18 protein-coding genes are annotated in these 20,116 nt (G+C 62.8%); 7 read left to right on the top strand and 11 right to left on the bottom strand.

Annotated features, from left to right (window positions below; all coding sequences use genetic code 11):
• Window positions 1-87 precede the first annotated feature (87 nt).
• Genes IC614_RS10400 through IC614_RS10390 form a run of 3 tightly spaced genes read right to left on the bottom strand, consistent with a single transcriptional unit; the run spans window position 88 to window position 1,423 of the window.
• Complete coding sequence (locus IC614_RS10400; RefSeq protein WP_200971349.1) at window positions 88-831, bottom strand: YebC/PmpR family DNA-binding transcriptional regulator; 744 nt, start codon at window positions 829-831, stop codon at window positions 88-90.
• A gap of 16 nt (window positions 832-847) precedes the next feature.
• A complete protein-coding gene (locus IC614_RS10395; RefSeq protein ID WP_200971347.1) occupies window positions 848-1,168 on the bottom strand; it encodes a heavy metal-binding domain-containing protein in 321 nt (106 codons plus the stop codon).
• A gap of 12 nt (window positions 1,169-1,180) precedes the next feature.
• Window positions 1,181-1,423 (bottom strand): DUF2312 domain-containing protein, encoded by a 243-nt coding sequence (locus IC614_RS10390; protein ID WP_200971345.1) that lies wholly within the window; start codon window positions 1,421-1,423, stop codon window positions 1,181-1,183.
• A 143-nt stretch (window positions 1,424-1,566) separates the two neighbouring features.
• Here IC614_RS10390 and pyk point away from each other — a divergent pair, with 143 nt between their 5' ends.
• On the top strand, window positions 1,567-3,036 hold the full coding sequence (gene pyk / locus IC614_RS10385) for a pyruvate kinase (protein WP_200971343.1): 1,470 nt from the start codon (window positions 1,567-1,569) through the stop codon (window positions 3,034-3,036).
• 79 nt (window positions 3,037-3,115) lie between these two features.
• On the opposite strand, the gene IC614_RS10380 is transcribed toward pyk, so the two are convergent.
• The 5 genes from IC614_RS10380 to galE form a co-directional block, all read right to left on the bottom strand.
• The gene (locus IC614_RS10380) at window positions 3,116-3,991 is read right to left on the bottom strand and encodes an NAD(P)H-hydrate dehydratase (RefSeq protein ID WP_200971341.1); all 876 of its coding nucleotides are present in this window, start codon (window positions 3,989-3,991) and stop codon (window positions 3,116-3,118) included.
• A complete protein-coding gene (locus tag IC614_RS10375; RefSeq protein WP_200971339.1) occupies window positions 3,988-4,752 on the bottom strand; it encodes a histidine phosphatase family protein in 765 nt (254 codons plus the stop codon). Before IC614_RS10375 ends, IC614_RS10380 begins: the two co-directional genes overlap by 4 nt.
• Window positions 4,753-4,783: 31 nt before the next feature.
• On the bottom strand, window positions 4,784-5,392 hold the full coding sequence (locus tag IC614_RS10370) for an HAD family hydrolase (RefSeq protein WP_200971337.1): 609 nt from the start codon (window positions 5,390-5,392) through the stop codon (window positions 4,784-4,786).
• A gap of 7 nt (window positions 5,393-5,399) precedes the next feature.
• Window positions 5,400-5,525 (bottom strand): type B 50S ribosomal protein L36, encoded by a 126-nt coding sequence (gene ykgO, locus IC614_RS10365; RefSeq protein ID WP_006833921.1) that lies wholly within the window; start codon window positions 5,523-5,525, stop codon window positions 5,400-5,402.
• 75 nt (window positions 5,526-5,600) lie between these two features.
• Entirely contained in the window at window positions 5,601-6,608 is a 1,008-nt protein-coding gene (gene galE / locus IC614_RS10360) for a UDP-glucose 4-epimerase GalE (RefSeq protein WP_200971335.1), read from the bottom strand.
• A 94-nt stretch (window positions 6,609-6,702) separates the two neighbouring features.
• Between galE and IC614_RS10355 the strand changes: the two genes are divergently transcribed.
• The 5 genes from IC614_RS10355 (at window position 6,703) to IC614_RS10335 (ending at window position 10,860) form a co-directional block, all read left to right on the top strand.
• On the top strand, window positions 6,703-7,308 hold the full coding sequence (locus tag IC614_RS10355) for a DUF4136 domain-containing protein (RefSeq protein ID WP_200971334.1): 606 nt from the start codon (window positions 6,703-6,705) through the stop codon (window positions 7,306-7,308).
• A complete protein-coding gene (locus IC614_RS10350) occupies window positions 7,305-8,438 on the top strand; it encodes a M14 family metallopeptidase (protein ID WP_200971333.1) in 1,134 nt (377 codons plus the stop codon). The genes IC614_RS10355 and IC614_RS10350 overlap by 4 nt, the downstream gene beginning before the upstream one ends.
• Window positions 8,438-9,124 (top strand): 2,3-diphosphoglycerate-dependent phosphoglycerate mutase, encoded by a 687-nt coding sequence (gpmA, locus tag IC614_RS10345; protein ID WP_200971332.1) that lies wholly within the window; start codon window positions 8,438-8,440, stop codon window positions 9,122-9,124. Before IC614_RS10350 ends, gpmA begins: the two co-directional genes overlap by 1 nt.
• A gap of 183 nt (window positions 9,125-9,307) precedes the next feature.
• On the top strand, window positions 9,308-9,796 hold the full coding sequence (gene purE / locus IC614_RS10340; protein ID WP_200971331.1) for a 5-(carboxyamino)imidazole ribonucleotide mutase: 489 nt from the start codon (window positions 9,308-9,310) through the stop codon (window positions 9,794-9,796).
• The gene (locus tag IC614_RS10335; protein ID WP_200971330.1) at window positions 9,793-10,860 is read left to right on the top strand and encodes a 5-(carboxyamino)imidazole ribonucleotide synthase; all 1,068 of its coding nucleotides are present in this window, start codon (window positions 9,793-9,795) and stop codon (window positions 10,858-10,860) included. The genes purE and IC614_RS10335 overlap by 4 nt, the downstream gene beginning before the upstream one ends.
• A gap of 128 nt (window positions 10,861-10,988) precedes the next feature.
• Here IC614_RS10335 and IC614_RS10330 read toward each other — a convergent pair whose 3' ends face one another.
• Window positions 10,989-13,877 carry a M16 family metallopeptidase gene (locus tag IC614_RS10330; protein WP_200971329.1) on the bottom strand — a complete coding sequence of 963 codons (2,889 nt, stop codon included), beginning with the start codon at window positions 13,875-13,877 and terminating at the stop codon, window positions 10,989-10,991.
• 160 nt (window positions 13,878-14,037) lie between these two features.
• On the opposite strand from IC614_RS10330, the gene clpB reads away from it, so the two are divergent.
• Window positions 14,038-16,632, top strand: coding sequence for an ATP-dependent chaperone ClpB (clpB, locus tag IC614_RS10325; RefSeq protein ID WP_200971328.1), 2,595 nt, complete (start codon window positions 14,038-14,040; stop codon window positions 16,630-16,632).
• Window positions 16,633-16,671: 39 nt separating this feature from the next.
• Here clpB and IC614_RS10320 read toward each other — a convergent pair whose 3' ends face one another.
• Both IC614_RS10320 and IC614_RS10315 read right to left on the bottom strand, forming a co-directional pair.
• Complete coding sequence (locus IC614_RS10320) at window positions 16,672-19,602, bottom strand: TonB-dependent receptor domain-containing protein (protein ID WP_200971327.1); 2,931 nt, start codon at window positions 19,600-19,602, stop codon at window positions 16,672-16,674.
• Between the two features lie 246 nt (window positions 19,603-19,848).
• The gene (locus IC614_RS10315) at window positions 19,849-20,073 is read right to left on the bottom strand and encodes a DUF2093 domain-containing protein (protein ID WP_200971325.1); all 225 of its coding nucleotides are present in this window, start codon (window positions 20,071-20,073) and stop codon (window positions 19,849-19,851) included.
• Window positions 20,074-20,116 lie beyond the last annotated feature (43 nt).

The following is a 20,116-nucleotide window of genomic DNA, read 5'->3' as shown; positions in this document are numbered from 1 at the left end:
TACATTGAACATCACCCCCACCCAACCCTCCCCCATCGAGGGGGAGGGCTAAGAAGGCGGAGGCTTTGGCTACCCCCGCCCCAAACATCAGCCCAGTTTCTCCATCACGGCGTCAGAGACTTCGTAATTGCCCCAGACGGTCTGGACGTCGTCGTCGTCGTCCAGTTGATCGATCAGCTTCAGGAGCGTTCCGGCCTCCGCCTCGCCGACATCGATTTGGTTTTGCGGACGCCAGGCGAGCTTGGTGCTTTCCGGTTCGCCGAGCGTCTTTTCGATTGCTTTGGCGACTTCGTGCAGGTCTTCCTGCGCGGTCCAGATTTCATGGCCGTCTTCGCCGGACTGCACGTCTTCCGCGCCCGCTTCGATCGCGGCCTCCAGCACCGCGTCGGCATCGCCCGCCGAAGCGGGATAGGTGATGAGGCCGAGGCGGTCGAAGCCATGGCTCACCGAACCGCTGGCGCCGAGGTTGCCGCCATTCTTGGAAAAGATGGTGCGCACGTTGGTCGCGGTGCGGTTGCGGTTGTCGGTCAGCGCCTCGACAATCAGCGACACACCGCCCGGGCCGAAGCCTTCGTAGCGGATTTCCTCGTAATTATCGCCTTCGCCAGCCGAGGATTTATCGATCGCGCGCTGGATATTGTCCTTCGGCATAGATTGCGCCTTGGCGGCGAGCACCGCGGCGCGCAGACGCGGGTTCATGTCGGGATCGGGCGCGCCCATCTTCGCCGCGACGGTGATTTCGCGGGAAAGCTTGGAAAACATGGCCGAGCGCTTCTTATCCTGCGCGCCCTTCCGGTGCATGATGTTCTTGAATTTACTATGGCCTGCCATTGCCGTCCCTTGCGTCTTAGCCGAGCCGGACCGCGGTGCCGGAAACCGTCACCATCAGCATCGAGCCCTGATTGCCCAGCACTTCGTAATCGATGTCGACGCCGACCACCGCATCGGCGCCGAGGCGCCTGGCTTCCGCCTCCAATTCCGCGAACGCCTCCTGCCGCGCATCGCGGAGCGTGCTTTCATAGGCGCCCGCGCGGCCGCCGACGATATCGCGGATGCCGGCGAACAGATCCTTGAAGATGTTCGCGCCGACGATGACCTCGCCGGTGACGACGCCGAGATAGGCGGTCGCGGGACGGCCTTCGACGGATGTGGTGGTGGTGACGATCATCGCTTCCTCCCCTTAATCGAGGCCGAGCGCTTGGCGGTAGGTTTCGAGCAAGGCGTCGGCTTCCTGACGGACGTGGTTCTCCATCTTCCGGAGCCGCACTATGGCACGCATCGTCTTCGTGTCATAGCCGCGTGCCTTGGCTTCCAGGTAGACGTCCTTCACGTCGTCCGCGATCGCCTTCTTTTCTTCTTCTAGCCGCTCGATGCGCTCGATCAAGAGCCGCAGCTCGTCGGCCGCGACATTTCCTTCCGCCATGTTCAGATGCCCCGATTCTTAAGGATTTGACGGGCAGGCTCTAGAATCTTGGGAAGGCCTGCTCAAGCCGGTCATTCGCACATGCGGGTTGAACTGAAGGCCAGAGTGGCTATTCCGCACTTTCGAAGCCCAACGGAGAATCCATGCTGAGCCAGTTCGTGCCGCGCAGCCGCAAGGTCCGCATCCTCGCCACCCTCGGCCCGTCGAGCGACACGCACGACCGGATCAAGGAGCTGGCCGAAGCGGGCGCCGACGCCTTCCGCCTCAACATGAGCCATGGCACGCATGAGGACCATGCGCAACGCATCCAGATCATCCGCGCGCTGGAGAAGGAGCTGGGCCGCCCGACCACGATCCTTGCCGATCTCCAAGGCCCGAAGCTGCGCGTCGGCAAGTTCGGGAGAGGCAAGGAGGAGCTGACCAAGGGCCAGACCTTCGTCTTCGACCGGGACGAAACGCCGGGCGATGCAAGCCGCGTCACCCTGCCCCATCGCGAGATTTTCGAGGCGCTAGAGCCGGGCACGCGCCTGCTGGTCGACGACGGCAAGCTCGTCTTCCGCGTCACCTCCGTCCATCCCGAGCGGATCGAAACCATGGTCGAGGTGCCCGGCACGATTTCGAACAACAAGGGCCTCAACGTTCCCGACGTGGTGCTGCCGCTCGCCGCGCTGACCGACAAGGACCGCAAGGATCTCCATTTCGCGCTCGACCATCATGTCGACTGGATCGCGCTCAGCTTCGTGCAGCGGCCGGAGGATGTGGCGGAGGCCAAGCGCCTGATCGGCGACCGCGCCGCCCTGCTCGCCAAAATCGAGAAGCCCGCGGCCATCGAGCGTCTGGACGGCATATTGGAGCTCGCCGACGCGGTGATGGTCGCGCGCGGCGACCTCGGCGTCGAAATGCCGCCGCATGAGGTGCCGCCGCTCCAGAAACGGATCGTCGAGAGCGCCCGCCGCCTCGGCCGCCCGGTGGTGGTCGCGACGCAGATGCTGGAATCGATGATCACCTCGCCCTCACCGACGCGGGCCGAAGTGTCGGACGTGGCGACGGCGGTCTATGACGGCGCGGACGCGATCATGCTGTCGGCGGAAAGCGCAAGCGGCCAATGGCCGGTCGAGGCAGTGGCGATGATGAACAGCATCGCGACGAGCGTCGAATCCGATCCCGGCTATGCCGCGCGGGTTCACTTCACCGAGACCCTGCCCGATCCCACCACCGCCGACGCCATTGCGGGCGCGGCGCGCAATATGATCGAGACGGTGAGCGCTGCCGGAATCGTCTGTTTCACTTCCTCCGGCTCCACCGCCCGCCGCGTGGCGCGCGAGCGCCCGGCGGTGCCGATCCTGGTGCTGACCCCGTCGCTCAAGACCGCACGCCGCTCCGGCTTGCTGTGGGGGGCGCATGCGGTGCATACCAAGGATGTGGCGAGCTTCGAGGAGATGGTCGGCAAGTCGAAGCGCATGGCGCTCCGCCACAGCCTCGCCAAGGGCGGCGAGCGCATCATCCTGATGGCGGGCGTGCCGTTCGGAACGCCGGGATCGACGAATATCCTGCACGTCGTGCGGCTCGTCGGGGATGAGCTGGAGCGGCATCGGGCGAAGGCGTCGGCCTAGCCCTATCGTGCTCCTGCGAAGGCAGGAGCCCAGCGGCACGGGGGGGAAGGACTGGGTTCCTGCTTTCGCAGGAACACGCTTATTCCATCAATTTCGGGATCAAATCCGGCAGCTCACGCGCGAGGAAGCCGACCCGGCCCACGTCGCGGGTCAAGATGCGTCCCGCCTCGCCGTGGAGATAGACGCTCCACAAGGCAGCGGTGAGCGCATCGGCGCCCCGCGCCGCGACGCCGCCAGCGATGCCCGCAAGCACGTCGCCCGATCCGGACGTGGCAAGGCCCACGCCACCGCCGAGATAGCGAAAAGCTTCGCCATCCGGCGCCACGACATGGCTCCATTGCCCCTTCACGACCGTCACCGCGCCATAATGCCCGGCGGCCCGACGGGCGGCGGCCAACGGATCGGCGGCCACATCGTTCGAATCGCATTCGAGCAATGCCGCCATCTCCCCATTATGGGGCAGCAGCACCGTCCCGCCCTTGCGCGCCCGCAGCTTCGCGGCGAGCGGCGGCAGGACGTGCAACGCCCCGGCGTCGAGGATCAGGGGATAAGACGCGCCGCTGTCCAGCACCGCCTCCAACAAAGCGGCGAGCGCATCGCCAGTCTCCATGCCCGGACCGATGACGAGGGCGTCGACATGGCCGCATAGGTCTACGAGCCTCTCGACCGAAGCAGCGGCAAGGCAGCCCGCTTCGTCTTCCTCGAAGGCAATGACCCGCGCTTCCGGCATGGCAAGGGACAGGCCGGTGGCAATGCTGCGTGCGGTCGCGATCTGCAATTTGCCCGCGCCCGCCCGCAGCGCTGCCGTTCCGGCGAGCAAGGCGGCACCCGCCACCTCGCGGCTCCCCGCGATGAAGAGGGATCGCCCGCGCTCTTCCTTGTCGCCGTCTTCGGGATGATGGGGAAGCGGACGGGCGCGGAGGATGTCGATGTCGAGCGTCTGGGGCTCGCTCATCGCGTTGCCACCATCGCGTCGGGCGCGGCGGTGATCGGCGCCCGCTCCTCGATCAGGGGCGCCGCGAAATTATAGCGGACGAGCTTGGGCACGCACATCTTCGCGTCGTCGGGCAGGAAATCATATTCGCAGATGCCGCAGTTCAGCACATCGCCTTCCTTGTCGATGCTGAGGATCCGCGCCTCGTCCATCTCCTCGAGAATGTAGCGCAGGCACAGCACCACGACCTGATGGCAGACGACCAGCACGCGGCGGTCGGCATAATGGAGGCTGATCGTGTCCATGGCGCTACGCAGGCGCAGGATCACGTCGGCCCAGCTCTCACCGCCGGGCGGGCGGTGATAGAATTTGCCGAGCAGCATGCGGTGCTGCGCGAGCTCCGGATATTTCTGGCGAATGCCCATAGTGGTGAGCTGATCGAAGATGCCGAACTCGCGCTCGCGCAGGCGCTCGTCGATGACGGGCGCCGTCTTCTCGCCCGCCATGCCGCCGAGACGGCATATGGATTCGGCCGTCTGTCGGGCGCGGATATAGGGCGAAGCGAGGACGATCTCCGGCCGTTCTTCCTCGGGGAGCGCGGCGAACCAATGGCCGAGCGCGTCGGCCTGCTGCTGCCCGAGCGCGCTTAGCGGCACATCGACATCGCGCATGTCGATGTCGATGGAGGCGAGGCCCGCCGCATGCGCGGCATCGCGCGCGACGTTGCCCGCGCTCTGCCCGTGCCGGACGATCCACAATTTTTCAGGCCATCTTTGCCGCATGCGCAATGAAAGCGCGAAGGGCAAGAAAGGTTCAGAGCAGCTCTTCGGCCTCCAGCCAGGCGCGGAGGTCGGCGGCGTCCGTGAAGAGGTGCGCCTTCATGCCGACGGCCTTAGCGCCTTCGACATTGATGATGCGGTCGTCGATGAAGAGAGCGTCGTCCGGCTTCAGGCCGAAGCGGTCGAGGGCGCGGAAGTAGATGGCCGGATCGGGCTTCATCAGCTTTTCCTCGCCGGACACGACGACGTCCTTGAAGCGGCGGAAGAAGGCTTCCTCCCGTTTGCGGAACGGCGCCCAGAAGTCGGCGGAAAAATTGGTGATGGCGAAGAGCGGGATGCCTTTGCCGTCCAGGGCCTCGACGATCTCGTGGACGCCCGGCACCGGATCCTGGATCGTCTCGCCGAAGCGGTCGCCCCAAGCGGCGATGTGGTCGGCATAAGCCGGGAATTTTTCGGTGAGTTCGGCGGCGGCCTCGTGAAAGCCGCGGCCGCCGTCCAGCGAATCGTGCCAGGACCAGAGATCAATATCCTCGATGAAGCGCAGGCGCGCCTCATCGTCCGCGATCTGGCGGACGAGGAAGCTTTCCGGATCCCAACCGTAGAGGACGTTGCCGACGTCGAAGACGACGGCCTTAACCGCCATTAGGGAGTTAACCCTGGCGCGCCTTGAAGCGGCGATTCGTCTTGTTGATGACGTAGGTGCGGCCCCGGCGGCGGATCACGCGGCAGTCACGATGGCGCGACTTCAGGGACTTCAAGGAATTGCGGATCTTCATGGCCTTAAGCCTGTCTTTCGATTCTGAATTACTGGAAAATTGAAGGCGCTCCCCTACGGAGAGGCGCCTTCCAAGTCAAGCGCCCTGCCGCTCGGCGAGCTTGCGCTCCCAGGCGAGGGCATCCTGCACGATGACGTCCAGTTGGTCGCGCTGGGGCCGCCAAGGAAGAGTCGCGAGGATCGTTCGATTATCGGAGACGAGCTCGCCCGGATCACCCGCGCGGCGCGGCTCCATCCGCCGCGCGATCGTCATGTTGGTGACGCGGTCGACCGCATCGAGCACTTCAAGCACGGAGAAGCCACGGCTGTAGCCGCAATTCATGATGTGGCTCTTTTCCGGCTCCTCGATCAGCTTCTCGAGGGCGTGGACATGGGCGGCGGCGAGGTCGCTGACATGGATATAGTCGCGGATGCCGGTGCCGTCCGGCGTGTCGTAATCGGTGCCGAAGACCGAGACATGGCCGCGCTTGCCCGTCGCCGCTTCCACCGCCACCTTGATGAGGTGCGTGGCGCCCGCCGTCGATTGGCCCGAGCGCCCCTCTGGGTCGGCACCGGCGACGTTGAAATAGCGGAGCGCGCAATAGTTGATCGGATGCGCGAAGGCGACATCGGCCAGCATGCGTTCGGTCATCAGCTTCGACCAGCCATAAGGGTTGATCGGCTGGGTGCGCATGTCCTCAGTGACCGGCACCTGCTCGGGCGTACCGTAGGTCGCGGCGGTCGAGGAGAAGATGATGTGCGGCACGCCGCCCTTCACCGCGCTCTCGATCAGGGCGCGGCTCTTCACCGTATTGTTCTCGTAATATTTGAGCGGGTTTTCGACCGATTCCGGAACGACGACCGATCCGGCGAAATGCATGATCGCCTTGATGCCTTGCTCTTGGATGATCCGCGCCACCAACTCCTGGTCCGCAATGTCGCCCTGGTAGAAAGCGACGCCTTCCGGAATGGCCCAGCGGAAGCCGGTCGTCAGATTGTCGATCACCGCCACCGGCCAACCGGCGTCGAGCAGGGCCAGCACCGCATGGCTTCCGATATAGCCCGCGCCGCCCGTCACCAGCACCGGAATCTTCGGCGTCGTCATTCTTCTCTCCCTTGATGATCGTATCCGATGCAGCGAAAAGGCACCGGGTTCGTTTCAGCGTCAATACGACCGCACATAATGGAGAGTTCCCGGCATGAAAGCTGTTTTCCTGCGCTTGGCGGTTGCCGCCTCCGCCCTCGCCCTCACCGCTTGCGCCACCACCGAGCGCGAGGCGCCGTCCCAGGTGGCGCGCTTCCACCTGGGCCAGCCCATCGCGCGCGGGCAAATCGCGGTCGAGGCGTTCGATCCGGCCGATCAGAACGGGCTCGAATTCCGCGCTTATGCCGACGCGGTCGCCCGGCAGCTCACACGGCTCGGCTGGACGGTGGTGCCGAACGGCCAGTCGGAACAGGTCGCGATGATCGACGTCGAGCAGGGCAGCCGCGAGGCGCTCGCCCGCCGCTCGCCGATCAGCATCGGCATCGGCGGATCGACGGGCGGTTACCGCAGCGGCGTCGGCGTGGGTGTCGGCGTCGACGTGCCGGTCGGCCGCAGCCGGTCGCGCGAGATCGTTGGCACCGAGCTCGAGGTCCGCATCAAGCGGCGGTCGAATGGCGAGGTATTCTGGGAAGGCCGCGCATCGACGGAGGCGCGCGCGGACGCGCCGCTCGCCCAGCGCACCGTCGCGGTCGAAAAGCTCGCCGATGCGCTGTTTCGGGACTTCCCCGGAGAGTCGGGTCGCACTATCAGCGTGCCATGACCCTATCCATTTCGAGCGCCTTCGACGGCGGCAACATCCGCGTCGTCGGGATCGACGGCACGAGCGCGGACCTGGAGATCGTCAAGGATCACCAGTCCGATTTCTACCAATGGTTCTATTTCCGCGTCTCCAATGCGGAAGGGCAGGATGTGGAATTGCGCATCCTGAATTGCGGAGGATCGGCCTACCCCAACGGGTGGGACGGCTATCAGGCGCGCATTTCCTATGATCGCGAGGAATGGGCGCTGGCCGACACGAGCTATGCGGACGGCGTCCTCACCATAAGCGTGACGCCGGACGCGAACAGCCTGTGGGTCGCCTATTTCGCGCCCTATACGATGGAGCGGCACCACGATCTGATCGCCGAGGCCGCCGAGCATCCCGATATCGCGCATCGCTCGCTCGGCCAGACGCTGGATGGGCAGGAGCTCGATTATCTGAAGCTCGCCGGAGGCCCGCTGCAGGTGTGGCTCTATGCGCGCCAGCATCCCGGCGAGACGATGGCGGAATGGTGGATGGAAGGCGCGCTCGAAAAGCTGCTCGACGATTCCGATCCGGTGACGCGGCGGCTGCGCGAAAAAGCGACCTTCCATATCGTGCCGAACATGAATCCGGACGGGTCGCGGCGCGGACATCTGCGCACCAATGCGGCGGGCGTCAATTTGAACCGCGAATGGCACGACCCGAGCGCCGAGCGCAGCCCGGAAGTGCTCTATGTCCGGGAGGAGATGGACAAGACCGGCGTCGATTTCGCGATGGACGTCCATGGCGACGAAGCCATCGCCGCCAACTTTCTCGCCGGGTTCGAAGGCATTCCGTCCTGGAAGAAGGATCAGCAGGCGCTGTTTGATCGGTTCGCCGAGAAGCTGGTCGTTCTGTCTCCCGATTTCCAGACCGAAAAGGGCTATGAGATCGCGGCGCCCGGCAAGGCGAACCTGTCCATGTCCACCGCCCAGCTCGCCGAACGCTACGGTGCGGTATCGATGACGCTGGAAATGCCGTTCAAGGACAATGGCGACCTGCCCGACCCGGATTACGGTTGGTCTACTGGCAGGAGCCGTGCGCTGGCGAAGAGCTGTCTCGATGCCCTCCACGCCATTCTGCCCGATCTGGAAGCGCGGAAGAAATAATGCCGACGCTCGTTCTCATCCGCCACGGCCAGTCCGCCTGGAACCTGGAAAACCGCTTCACCGGCTGGTGGGACGTGGACCTGACCGAACAGGGAGCTGCCGAGGCCCGGGCCGCAGGCGAATTGATGGCCGCCAAGGGGCTCGATTTCGATCTCTGCTTCACCAGTCTTCAAACCCGGGCGATCAAAACGCTGCACCTGGCGCTCGAACATATGGGCCGCCTCTGGCTGCCGGTCGAAAAGCATTGGCGGTTGAACGAGCGCCATTATGGCGGACTCACCGGCCTCGACAAAGCCGAGACGGCGGCCAAGCATGGCGACGAACAGGTGCATATCTGGCGCCGCTCCTTCGACATTCCGCCGCCGGCGATGGAGACGGGCGGCGGCTTCGATCTCACCAACGACCGGCGTTACAAGGGCATCGCCATTCCGAAAACGGAGAGCTTGAAAGACACCATCGCCCGCGTTCTGCCTTATTGGGAAGAGCGGATCGCCCCGGCGCTGAAGGCCGGAAATCGCGTCCTCATCTCCGCCCACGGCAATTCGCTCCGCGCGCTGGTGAAGCATCTCTCCGGCATTTCCGATGCTGAGATTACCGGCCTCGAAATCCCGACGGGTCAGCCGATCGTCTATGAGCTGGACGAGGGGCTAAACGCCACCGATCGCTATTATCTGAAGGATAGATAAGCCCCCAACACCCCTCCCTTGATGGGGGAGGCTGGGTGGGGGTGATCTACGACGTAGATCGCGATCTTTCCGGAAGCATCACCCCACCCCAACCCCTCCCCATCGAAGGGGAGGGCTTAGTAATTGCACCCGCCCCTCTCCCCCGCTAGACGTGCCGCTTCGCCGGACAAGGGAAGACGGGGAATGGCAGAGGAAGCGCCGCTTATCGGCATCATCATGGGCAGCCAGTCCGATTGGGATACGATGCGCCATGCCGCCGAGACGCTGGACACGCTCGAGGTGCCGCACGAGACCCGCATCGTCTCCGCCCACCGCACGCCGGACCGGCTCTACGATTATGCCAAGAGCGCGGCGGAGCGCGGCCTGCGCGCGATCATCGCGGGCGCGGGCGGGGCGGCGCACCTGCCCGGCATGGCCGCGGCGATGACGCGCGTGCCGGTACTCGGCGTGCCCGTGGAATCCAAGGCTTTGTCCGGCATGGACAGCCTACTTTCCATCGTCCAGATGCCCGCCGGCATTCCGGTCGGGACGCTCGCCATCGGCAAGGCGGGGGCGGTCAACGCCGCCCTCCTCGCCGCCGCGATCCTCGCGGGCACGGACGCGGCGCTGGCCGGCCGGCTCGACGCCTGGCGGCGTGAACAGACCGACAAAGTGGCCGAACGACCGCAGTGATCGTCCCGCCCGGCTCCATCATCGGCATCATCGGCGGCGGCCAGCTCGGCCGGATGCTGGCAATGGCGGCGGCGCAGCTGGGCTATAAGGTTCATATCTACGCGCCCGAGGCTGATTCTCCGGCCGCCGAAGTGTCGGCTTTCTTCACGCGAGGGGCTTATGAGGATGAGGCGGCGCTCGCCCGCTTCGCCGCCAGCGTCGATGTCGTGACGTATGAATTCGAGAATATTCCTGTGGCCCCGCTCGCCGCCCTTGCCGCGAGAGCGCGGCTTCACCCTTCGCCCCGGGCGTTGGAGATCGCCCAGGACCGGCTTGCCGAAAAGGAATTCGCCGTCTCGCTCGGCGGGCGGCCCGCTCCGTTCGCGGCGGTGGACAGCCTGGAGGATCTGAAGGCCGCGCTCGATCGCATCGGTACTCCGGCCGTCCTTAAGACACGGCGCATGGGCTATGACGGCAAGGGTCAGGCACGCTTGCGCACGCCGGCCGATGCCGAGGACGCCATCGAAGCGCTCGGCGGCGCGCCCGCCGTGCTGGAGCGGTTTGTCGCCTTTCATGCGGAATTTTCGATCCTGCTCTGCCGCGCCGCTTCCGGTGAGACGATCTTGTGGGATGCGCCGCGCAACACGCATATCGGCGGCATCCTCGACCGGTCGGAAGCTCCGGCGGGCATCGACCTTGCCCCGGCCATCGCGGAAGCCGCGGACCTCGCGATCAAGGTCGCCGACGCGCTCGATTATGTCGGCGTGCTGACGCTGGAATTCTTCGCGTCCGCCGATGGCCCGGTGTTCAACGAAATGGCGCCGCGCGTCCACAATAGCGGCCATTGGACGATCGAGGGGGCGGCAACGTCGCAATTCGAAAATCACATCAGGGCGATTTGCGGCCTGCCGCTTGGCGCCACAACACTCACCGCGCCAAAGGTCGAAATGACCAATTTGATCGGCGCCGACGCCGACACATGGCCGGACATCCTGTCCGATCCTGCCGCGCATCTTCATCTTTATGGCAAAGGCGAAGGCCGCGCCGGCCGCAAGATGGGCCACGTCACCCGGCTCTTCCGCTGATAGCGCTTACTGTTCCCCGGGGGAAGCCGGGGAACAGGCTCAGGAACCCGCGCCGCTGGGCTTCGGCCTTCGCCGGAGCCTAATTCATGCCCGTCACTCCGGCTGTCGCCGGAGTGACATTGATCGTGTTATTGCCGCGGCTGCGCGGGAACCACCTCCACGGGGATGCCGAGCGAGGTGAGCTGTGGGCGCACCTTCGCGGCGTCGCCGACGATCACCCAGACGAGCTTCGACGGATCGATGACCTTGCGCGCCGCATCGTCGAGCGCCTGCTGGGTCATGCCCTGATACCGGCTGGCCAGGGTTTCGTAATAATCGTCGGGCCGGTTGAACAGGGCATTGGAGCGCAAGGCCGAAAGGACGGCGGCAGAGGTTTCGAAATTGCCCGCCAGTTCACGCGTATTGCCGTTCACCACCCGCTGGAGTTCGGCCGGGGTGACGCCCTTCGATCCGGTGAAATTCTTCACATGATCGATGATCGCGGCGACGGCCGGACCGGTCTTGTCCGCCTGCACCGGCGCCTGGACGATGAAGGGCATCCGGTTTTCGATCATCTGGATCAGGCTCCACGCGCCATAGGACCAGCCCTTCGTTTCGCGCAGGTCCATGTTAATGCGCGACAGGAAGTTGCCGCCCAATATCTCGTTCGCGGAATCCAGAACGAGAATGTCATCCGTGCCTTTCAATGGAAGAACCTCGCCCGCGAGGATTAGCGACTGCGGCGATTGCGGCCGGTCGATCAGCACGATGCGCTGCTTTGGCGCGGGCGGGACGGCGGCGAAATTCTTGACGCCCTTGACCGCTGGCGCGGGCGCCCAATTGCCGAACTGCCCTTCGAGCAGCGGCAGCAGGGTTGCGAGCGGCAGGTCGCTGACCGCGAAGATTTCCGCATTGTCCGGCCGGATCCAAGCCCGGTGAAAGGCGAAAAGCTCGTCGCGGGTCACGGCCTTCACCGCCGCCGGATCGCCGGTGCCGGTGAATGGCTTTCCATAAGGATGCGCCGCGCCATAGAGGAGGGGCGGCAGCGCACGGAGAGCAAGGCCCTGCGGCTGCGTCATTTCCGCCGCGATCCCGGCGAGTTGCTGGGCGCGAATGCGCTCCACCTCGGCGGGATCGAAGGCGGGGTTCTTGACGATGTCGCCCATCAACGCGAGCGACGGAGCCAGGTTGGCGCTCAGCGCGGTCAGCGTGACGCCGGTGCGATCGAGCGACGCGCCGGGATTGATCGAAGCGCCCAGACGCTCCTGCTCTTCCGCGATCTGGATCGAGTTGCGGCTGGTCGTGCCTTCCTCGAGCAGGTTCAGCATCAGGCTCTGCGTGCCGAGCTTGGCAGCCGGATCGGCGGCGATGCCGGCGTCGAACTCGAGGGCGACGCGCGTCACCGGAACGCTGGTCCGTTGCGCATAAGTTACCTTGACGCCGTTCGACAAAGTGGCGCGCTGCACGTCCGGGAAGTCGAGGTTCGGGATGCTGCCGACCTGCGGCAACGGGCGGCCTTCCACGAACGGAAGCGGCGCCATCGGCTGCTCGCCTGGCTGTGGCTCGCGATAATAACGCGGACGCTGGCTGGCGGCACCCTTCGATGCCGCTGCTTCCTCATAAGCGTCGCGCTCGCCCGGGACGACGGTGAGAGCATAGACCGGACGGTTCAGCCATTTCTGCAACGCCGCCTTCACGCTGTCCGGCGTCACCGTGGCATAAGCGGCGAGCTGCTTCTTGTAGAAGCCGGCATCGTCGGCATAGAGTTCGCCTTCGGCAAGCGCGGTCGCCTTGCCGCCGAAGCCGCCGACCTGTTCCAGGCCCTGAATGCGGCTCGAAAGATCGCGCATCACAACGCGACGCACTTCGTCCTGCGTCGGGCCGTTGGCAACGAGATCGGCGATGATCGCGTCGACGCGCTGGGCAACCACGTTCGGATCGACGCCCGGCTTCACGTCCGCCTGCACTTCGAACAGGCTGAGGCGCTGAAACGGCTGGACCGATGCCGATACCCGCACGGCGGTCTGGTCCTTGCGGACCAGCTCATTGTCGAGCCGCGAGCTGGCAAGGCCGCCAAGCACCGCCGCGCCGACGTCGAGCGGCACATATTCAGGATCGGTCATGCCCGGCACCGTCCAGTTGCGATAGAGGCGGGTGAAGGCCACGCGGTCCTTCATCGTCTCGGCCTTGGGCGCCGCAAGCGTCGGCACCGGCGCGGCGGCAGGCGTGTTGACCGGCCCGCGCGGTATGTCGCCGAAATATTTCTGGACGAGCGGACGCGCCTCAGACGCCGACACATCGCCCGCGAGAACCAGAACGGCGTTGTTGGGGCCGTATTTGTCGCGGAACCATTGTTTCACGTCCTCAAGGCTCGCCGAATCGAGATCGGCCATCGAGCCGATGGTAGAGTGATGATAGGGATGCCCTTCCGGCATCAGCGCCTCGAGCTGCGCATATTCGACGAGGCCGAACGGCTGGTTGTCGCCCTGCCTCTTTTCATTCTGCACGACGCCGATCTGGTTGGTGAGCTTTTCCTGAGTCACCGCGCCGAGCAAATGCCCCATGCGGTCGCTTTCGAGGAAGAGGGCGCGTTCCAGCGCCGGGGTCGGCACCGTCTGGAAATAATTGGTGCGGTCGAACCAGGTGGTGCCGTTGAAATCGGTCGCGCCAATCTCGCGCAGCGGCTCGAAATAATCGCCGGGCGCGTTTTCCGAGCCATTGAACATCAGATGTTCGAACAGGTGGGCGAAGCCGGTCTTGCCCTTGGGCTCGTCCTTGGAGCCGACATTGTACCAGACCGAAACTGCCACGACCGGCGCCTTCCGGTCCTCGTGCACGACGACGCGAAGCCCGTTGTCGAGCGTGAATTCCTCATAGGGAATATTCACCGCCTGGACGAGCCGGTTGAGTCCCGCATCGGCGGGCGGCTGCGCGGCCGGGGCGGATGCAAGAGCCGGAGCATCGGCGGCGGGCGCGGTGGCACATCCGCCGGTCATCAACGCTGCGGCCATGGTCAAGGCGGCGATAGTCCTGCGCATGAATGGCGTCCTTTTTACGATATCTGCGGGCCGGGACATTAGCCGCAATCTGTTGACGCGCAACCGTTTATCACGAGCCTGTGCCGCATCTGGACAGCACCCCCTTGTGTTGCTTCGGTGCAACACCACATCAGGCCTGACAGGCAGAATAGGGGCGAACATGAACCTCGAAAAATTTACCGATCGCACCAAGGGCTTCCTTCAAGCCGCGCAGACCGTCGCGGTGCGCCTGAACCACCAGCGGATCGCGCCGGAACATATCCTGAAGGCGTTGCTGGAGGACGATCAGGGCATGGTTTCCGGCCTTATTGATCGCGCCGGGGGCAGCGCGCAGACGGCCGCGCGCAAGGTGGACGAGGCACTATCCCGCATTCCCGCCGTGTCGGGCAGCGGCGCGAGCAATCCGCCCGGCCTGGACGGCGAGAGCCTTCGCCTGCTCGACCAGGCCGAGCAGATCGCGCAACAGGCGGGCGACAGCTATGTCACCGTGGAGCGGCTCCTCATCGCCCTCGCCCTCGCAACGTCCACGGCCGCGGGCAAGGCGCTCGCCGATGCGGGGCTGAAGGCTGAGGCACTGAACGCCGCAATCAACGCATTGCGCGGCGGCCGCTCCGCCGACACCGCGTCGGCCGAGGACCGCTATGACGCCCTCAAAAAATTCGCCCGCGACCTCACCGAAGCCGCCCGCGCGGGCAAGCTCGATCCGGTTATCGGCCGCGACGAGGAAATTCGCCGCACGACGCAAATCCTCGCCCGCCGCACCAAAAACAATCCGGCTTTGATCGGCGAACCCGGCGTCGGCAAGACGGCGATCGCCGAGGGGCTCGCGCTCCGCATCGCCAATGGCGACGTCCCGGACAGCTTGAAGGATCGCCGCCTCCTTGCCCTCGATATGGGCGCGCTGATCGCGGGCGCCAAATATCGCGGCGAATTCGAAGAACGCTTGAAAGGCGTGCTCGACGAGGTGCGCCAGGCCGAGGGGGATATCATCCTGTTCATCGACGAAATGCACACCCTGATCGGCGCCGGAAAAAGCGAGGGGGCCATGGATGCGGGCAACCTTTTGAAGCCTGCCCTCGCGCGCGGCGAGCTCCACTGCATCGGCGCCACCACGCTCGACGAATATCAGAAATATGTCGAAAAGGATCCGGCCCTGCAGCGCCGCTTCCAACCGGTCTTCGTTGGCGAGCCGACGGTCGAGGACACCATTTCGATCCTGCGCGGCCTCAAGGAAAAATATGAGCTTCACCATGGCGTGCGGATCACCGACGGCGCCATCGTGTCGGCGGCGACGCTTTCCAATCGCTACATCGCCGACCGCTTCCTGCCCGACAAGGCGATCGACCTCATGGACGAGGCGGCCTCCCGCCTGCGCATGGAGGTGGAATCGAAGCCGGAGGAGATTGAAAATCTCGACCGCCGCATCATTCAGCTGAAGATCGAGCGCGAGGCGCTGAAAAAGGAAACCGACAAGGCGTCGCGCGATCGCCTCGCTGCGCTGGAAGAGGAACTGGCCAATCTCGAACAGCAATCGGCGGAGCTGACCGCCCGCTGGCAGGCGGAAAAGGAGAAGATCCAGGCCGAGGCGAAGCTCAAGGAGCAGCTCGATGCCGCCCGCCTGGAGCTTGAACAGGCGCAGCGAGCCGGCGATCTCGCCCGCGCGGGCGAACTCAGTTACGGCACCATTCCGCAGCTCGAGAGGCAACTGCACGAGGCGCAATCCGCCAGCCAGAGCGCCATGCTGCGCGAGGAAGTGACGGGGGAGGACATCGCCGCCGTCGTTTCGCGCTGGACCGGCATCCCCGTCGACAGGATGCTGGAGGGGGAGCGCGAGAAGCTGCTCCACATGGAAGAATGGCTGGGCAAGCGCGTCATCGGTCAAAAGGACGCGGTCGACGCCGTTAGCCGCGCCGTGCGCCGCTCACGCGCGGGGTTGCAGGATCCGCACCGGCCCCTGGGCTCCTTCCTGTTTCTTGGGCCCACCGGCGTCGGCAAGACCGAGCTCACCAAGGCGCTCGCAGAGTTCCTGTTCGACGATCCCGCCGCGATGGTCCGCATCGACATGTCCGAATATATGGAAAAGCATGCCGTCGCGCGCCTGATCGGCGCGCCCCCGGGCTATGTCGGCTATGAAGAAGGCGGCGTCCTGACAGAGGCCATCCGCCGCCGGCCCTATCAGGTCATCCTGTTCGACGAAGTCGAAAAGGCGCACGCCGACGTTTTCAACATCCTGCTTCAGGTGCTGGATGACGGCCGCCTGACCGACGGCCAGGGCCGCGTGGTGGATTTCGCGAATACGCTCATCATCCTGACCTCAAACCTCGGCAGCCAATATCTGGCGAATTTGGAGGACGGCCAGGATGTCGAGAGCGTGGAGCCGCAAGTGATGGACATCGTGCGCGCCCATTTCCGCCCCGAATTCCTGAATCGTCTCGATGAAATCATCCTGTTCCACCGCCTCGCCCAAGAGCATATGGGCCCGATCGTCGATATCCAGGTGGCGCGGGTTCAGAAACTGCTGGCGGACCGCAAGATCAAACTGGAACTGACGGATGAAGCAAGGGCGTGGCTGGGACGGGTAGGGTATGACCCGGTCTACGGCGCCCGTCCATTGAAGCGCGCGGTGCAGAAATATCTGCAGGATCCGCTGGCTGAGATGATTTTGAGGGGCGAGATTCCAGAAAATGCCTTTCTCAAGGTAAGAGAAGGTGAAAAAGATTTAATGATTGAGCTTATAAAAAGAGGGGCAGTTTAAGAAAACTGCCCCTCATAGTGTTAATAAAGTAGGCTTAGGTTAGAAATTGGCTTTTACGCCAACTTTGAAATAACGGCCTAAGATTCCCAGACCTCCCTGAACCGGGTTATAACGCGCAGCGCCATAAGTCACGGGATCAACCGGCGGCATTTCATCAAGTACGTTCAACATCGTGAGATAAAGATCGTAATTGTCGTTGATGCGCCAGTTTCCGACCAAGTCAAAGGTGATGTAGGAATCTACATCACAGGGAACAAAGCCAGGATCGAAACCGCACTGACCCGACGTACCAGGACCAAATTGATCTTCGGCCGAAAGATTATATCCGTCGAAATAATTGGCAGTCCCAGTCAAAGCAAAGTCGCCAAAGTCGAAGGTGTTCTGCCAGCTACCGCGCCATTCAGGCGTGCCAGAACCGGCGGTTAAGTTATAGTTACCTAATGTGCCTTCAAAGCTTAGCGTCTGATCATTTTGAGTCTGGCTCAGATTTATGATGTAGGTAGCTTGGGCCGCACTCGTCCAACGAATATTATCGGTGATATCGAATGTGGTCGTAACGCCCAAGTCAAGACCCTCGGAATCGATGCGGGCCGCATTGATGTAGCCCGATTCCACAAACGCAATGCGCGGCCTAAGGGTTGGGTTGTTCGGATCTGGAGCATCCGCAATTACATTGAAGCCTGCCGGAATGGGCTGGCCCGCATAATAAGCGGCGATGGCTTCAGATGTATCCGCGGAAACGATCGCGTCGGTCTTTCTAATATTATAATAGTCGACGGTCAGCGTAACGTTTCTGATAGGCTCAACCACAAGACCAAGCGTGAAACTCCGAGACTTTTCAGGTTTCAAGTCCGGCGTCGCCAATGAAGTTAAACCATAAGACCCGCGAATATAGCTTGGGCAAGTCGAGAATGTGGCTCGAGAGCAGCCATAAGGGGCCAAATAGCTATCCGTATAAATGCCGGAACTCGCATTGACGAAACCGGTTGTCGGAAAAGAATTGGCTTCCCCGAAGCTTGGGATGCGGAAACCCTGCGAATAGGTGCCACGCAATGCAACCCAAGAAAAAGGTTCGAAGCGGGCACCAATTTTCGGAGAGAAAGCGTCCTGTCCGCTTGAATAGCTATCGTAACGACCGGACAGATTGATATCCAAGCTATCGATGATTGGCGCATTCAATTCCGCAAAGACTGAACGCACAGTGCGGTTGCCGACAGCGCCAAAGGAATTAATCTCAAAGTAACGCTGGGTCGGCCCGTTATCATCCGGGTTAGCGCTGGGATTGTCCAAGCCTTCATAGCGAATAGAAGCACCGACACCCAGCTGAAGCGGGCCACCGGGGAGCTGGGCCACCGTACCGCTCACCACCCCTTGGACCTGATACAGATCGGATGTTGAATTCTGAATATTGGTCGGGATGACATAATCGATGACATCCTGACTATTGGCGGACGGATCGCGCCAATTGTAAGTGCCGTCAGCGATTACATCCAACAGATGCTGAATGTAGACATAGCCTTCGAAAGTACGCCGAAGATCGGTGTGCATGGCAGTCGCGTCGACATTATAGCTGAAATTGTCGCTGATGTCTCCGCGAACACCGATTGCGGCACGATAGGCACGATTCACGGTTTCGTCGAATTGACGAACCGGGAAGCGCGCGCGCAGCTCAGCTGCCTGGCCTGCCGCTGCGAACGGGTTGTTCGGGTTCAGGGTACGGTTCGGCGATGTCGCGCAATTCACCCGTTCCGGGCACACGTATACCGGAAGCCTTAACGGACCAGAACCAGGCGCGAACGGCTGACCTGCAGTCGACGTACTGAAACGGGGACGGACGGCCGCCGGAGCATTGCCGCGAACGACGCCCGTGGCCCCAAAGTAGCTGGAAGTGGTCTGCAGGAAGTTAACCTGAGCATAGGCTTCGCTGGTTTCACCAATAGCTGCAGTGAAACGCGCCGAACCGCCGAAGCGCTCTATTTCCGGCTGAATGTTACCGTAAAGACTGGTGAAGTCTTCTTGGCAGACTGTTGTCGGAGTGGAAGGATTAGCCGCGCGCTCAGCTGCAGTCAAAGTATAGCTGGGAAGGTTACCGCAATTTGCTTGAAGCTGCTGGTAACGCGCCCCGGTCGGAGCACCGGTGACTGGATCCACTGGCCGAACAATGGCTGGCGTAACCGTCAAAACGCCGCTGTCGAACTCACCATCTCCGTTAAGACCATTGACCACGTTATTCGGGCCGCAAACGTCTTCGAAGCAGATACCGCGTTCATCATCGGTATTATACGGATAAGGACGCTGATTGTTGGCCAGGCTTTCGCTGCGATAATAGAAACCGCTGATATAGCCATTCATACCGTTCGTATCGAGATCACCGACACCAGTGGTCAATGACAAACGATACTCCGCAGCATCGCCACGGGAAGAAATACCGGCTTGAGCGCGCGCCAAAACCCCTTCAAATTCGCGCCTGGTAATGATGTTCACCACACCCGCAATGGCATCTGCGCCGTAGCTTGAAGATGCGCCGTCACGCAACACTTCAACCCGCTCGACGATGTCATCTGGAATGGTATTCAAATCTACGAAGTTGCGAGTGCCGTCGTCGGCAAGCGGATAATAAGCCGCTCGAAGACCGTCAAAAAGCACAAGCGTAGAATTGGTTGTAAGACCCCGAAGCGAGACCGCAGAGGCGCCAGCGGCAAACGCACCATTTGCGGTGAAGGAGTTGGTGATCGCAGGGCCATTGTTGGAGACAAGCTGCTGCAAGCCTTCTTGGATGGTGCTGACACCGCGCTGGTCAAGGGCTTCAGCAGTCACGGTTGTTACTGGAGACGGACCTTCATCCGCATTCCGCAAAATGGAACCGGTGACGACAATGGCTTCACCCTCTTCGGTTGGACCCGTCTGATCCGGCACCGGAGCAACGTCTTCTTGCTGAGCTGGAGCAGTGTCTTGCGCATAAGCCGGCATCGCAGCTCCCGCGCCAAGCACAACAAGCGCAGCCAACGCCGCACTACCGCGAAGAAGGCTACGATCTAATTTAGGTTTGTAAGTCACATGGACCCCCTTTGTATTATTGATACGAGCTTGCCTATGAGCCCGATTAAGCGATGCCGACACGCAGACGGCCGCAGGGCGAAAGTGCGCGTGAATTTACGTGATTGTAAAGTGATGGCTAATTTATCAATCATTCCGTTTCGGAATGTTGTAAATATATCACAGCGAATGATCGCTCTGGATACTAGTGTCGCAATTGGCTCGGCAGGATGTTTCGGCAGATACGTAAGCTTCTTGCCGCGCCACGTTCCAATAACGGAGGGCGTCCAAGGGGATTTTGGCGCTGGTGACGGCGCAAAGGACATGGTCGCCGGCCGAGAGCAGGCGGAAGGTGCCGTCGAGATAGTGGACCTTGGCCGCGCGGCCGGTGGGGGACATCAGCATCTGTCTTTGCACCTCAGAAAAGTTTGGCCTCAGAAAAGCCTGG

The sequence above is a fragment of the Sphingosinicella flava genome, assembly GCF_016025255.1.
Classification (GTDB): Bacteria; Pseudomonadota; Alphaproteobacteria; order Sphingomonadales; family Sphingomonadaceae; genus Allosphingosinicella; species Allosphingosinicella flava.
Note: the sequence above shows the minus strand (reverse complement) of the source record. Positions and strands in the feature narration are given on the sequence as shown.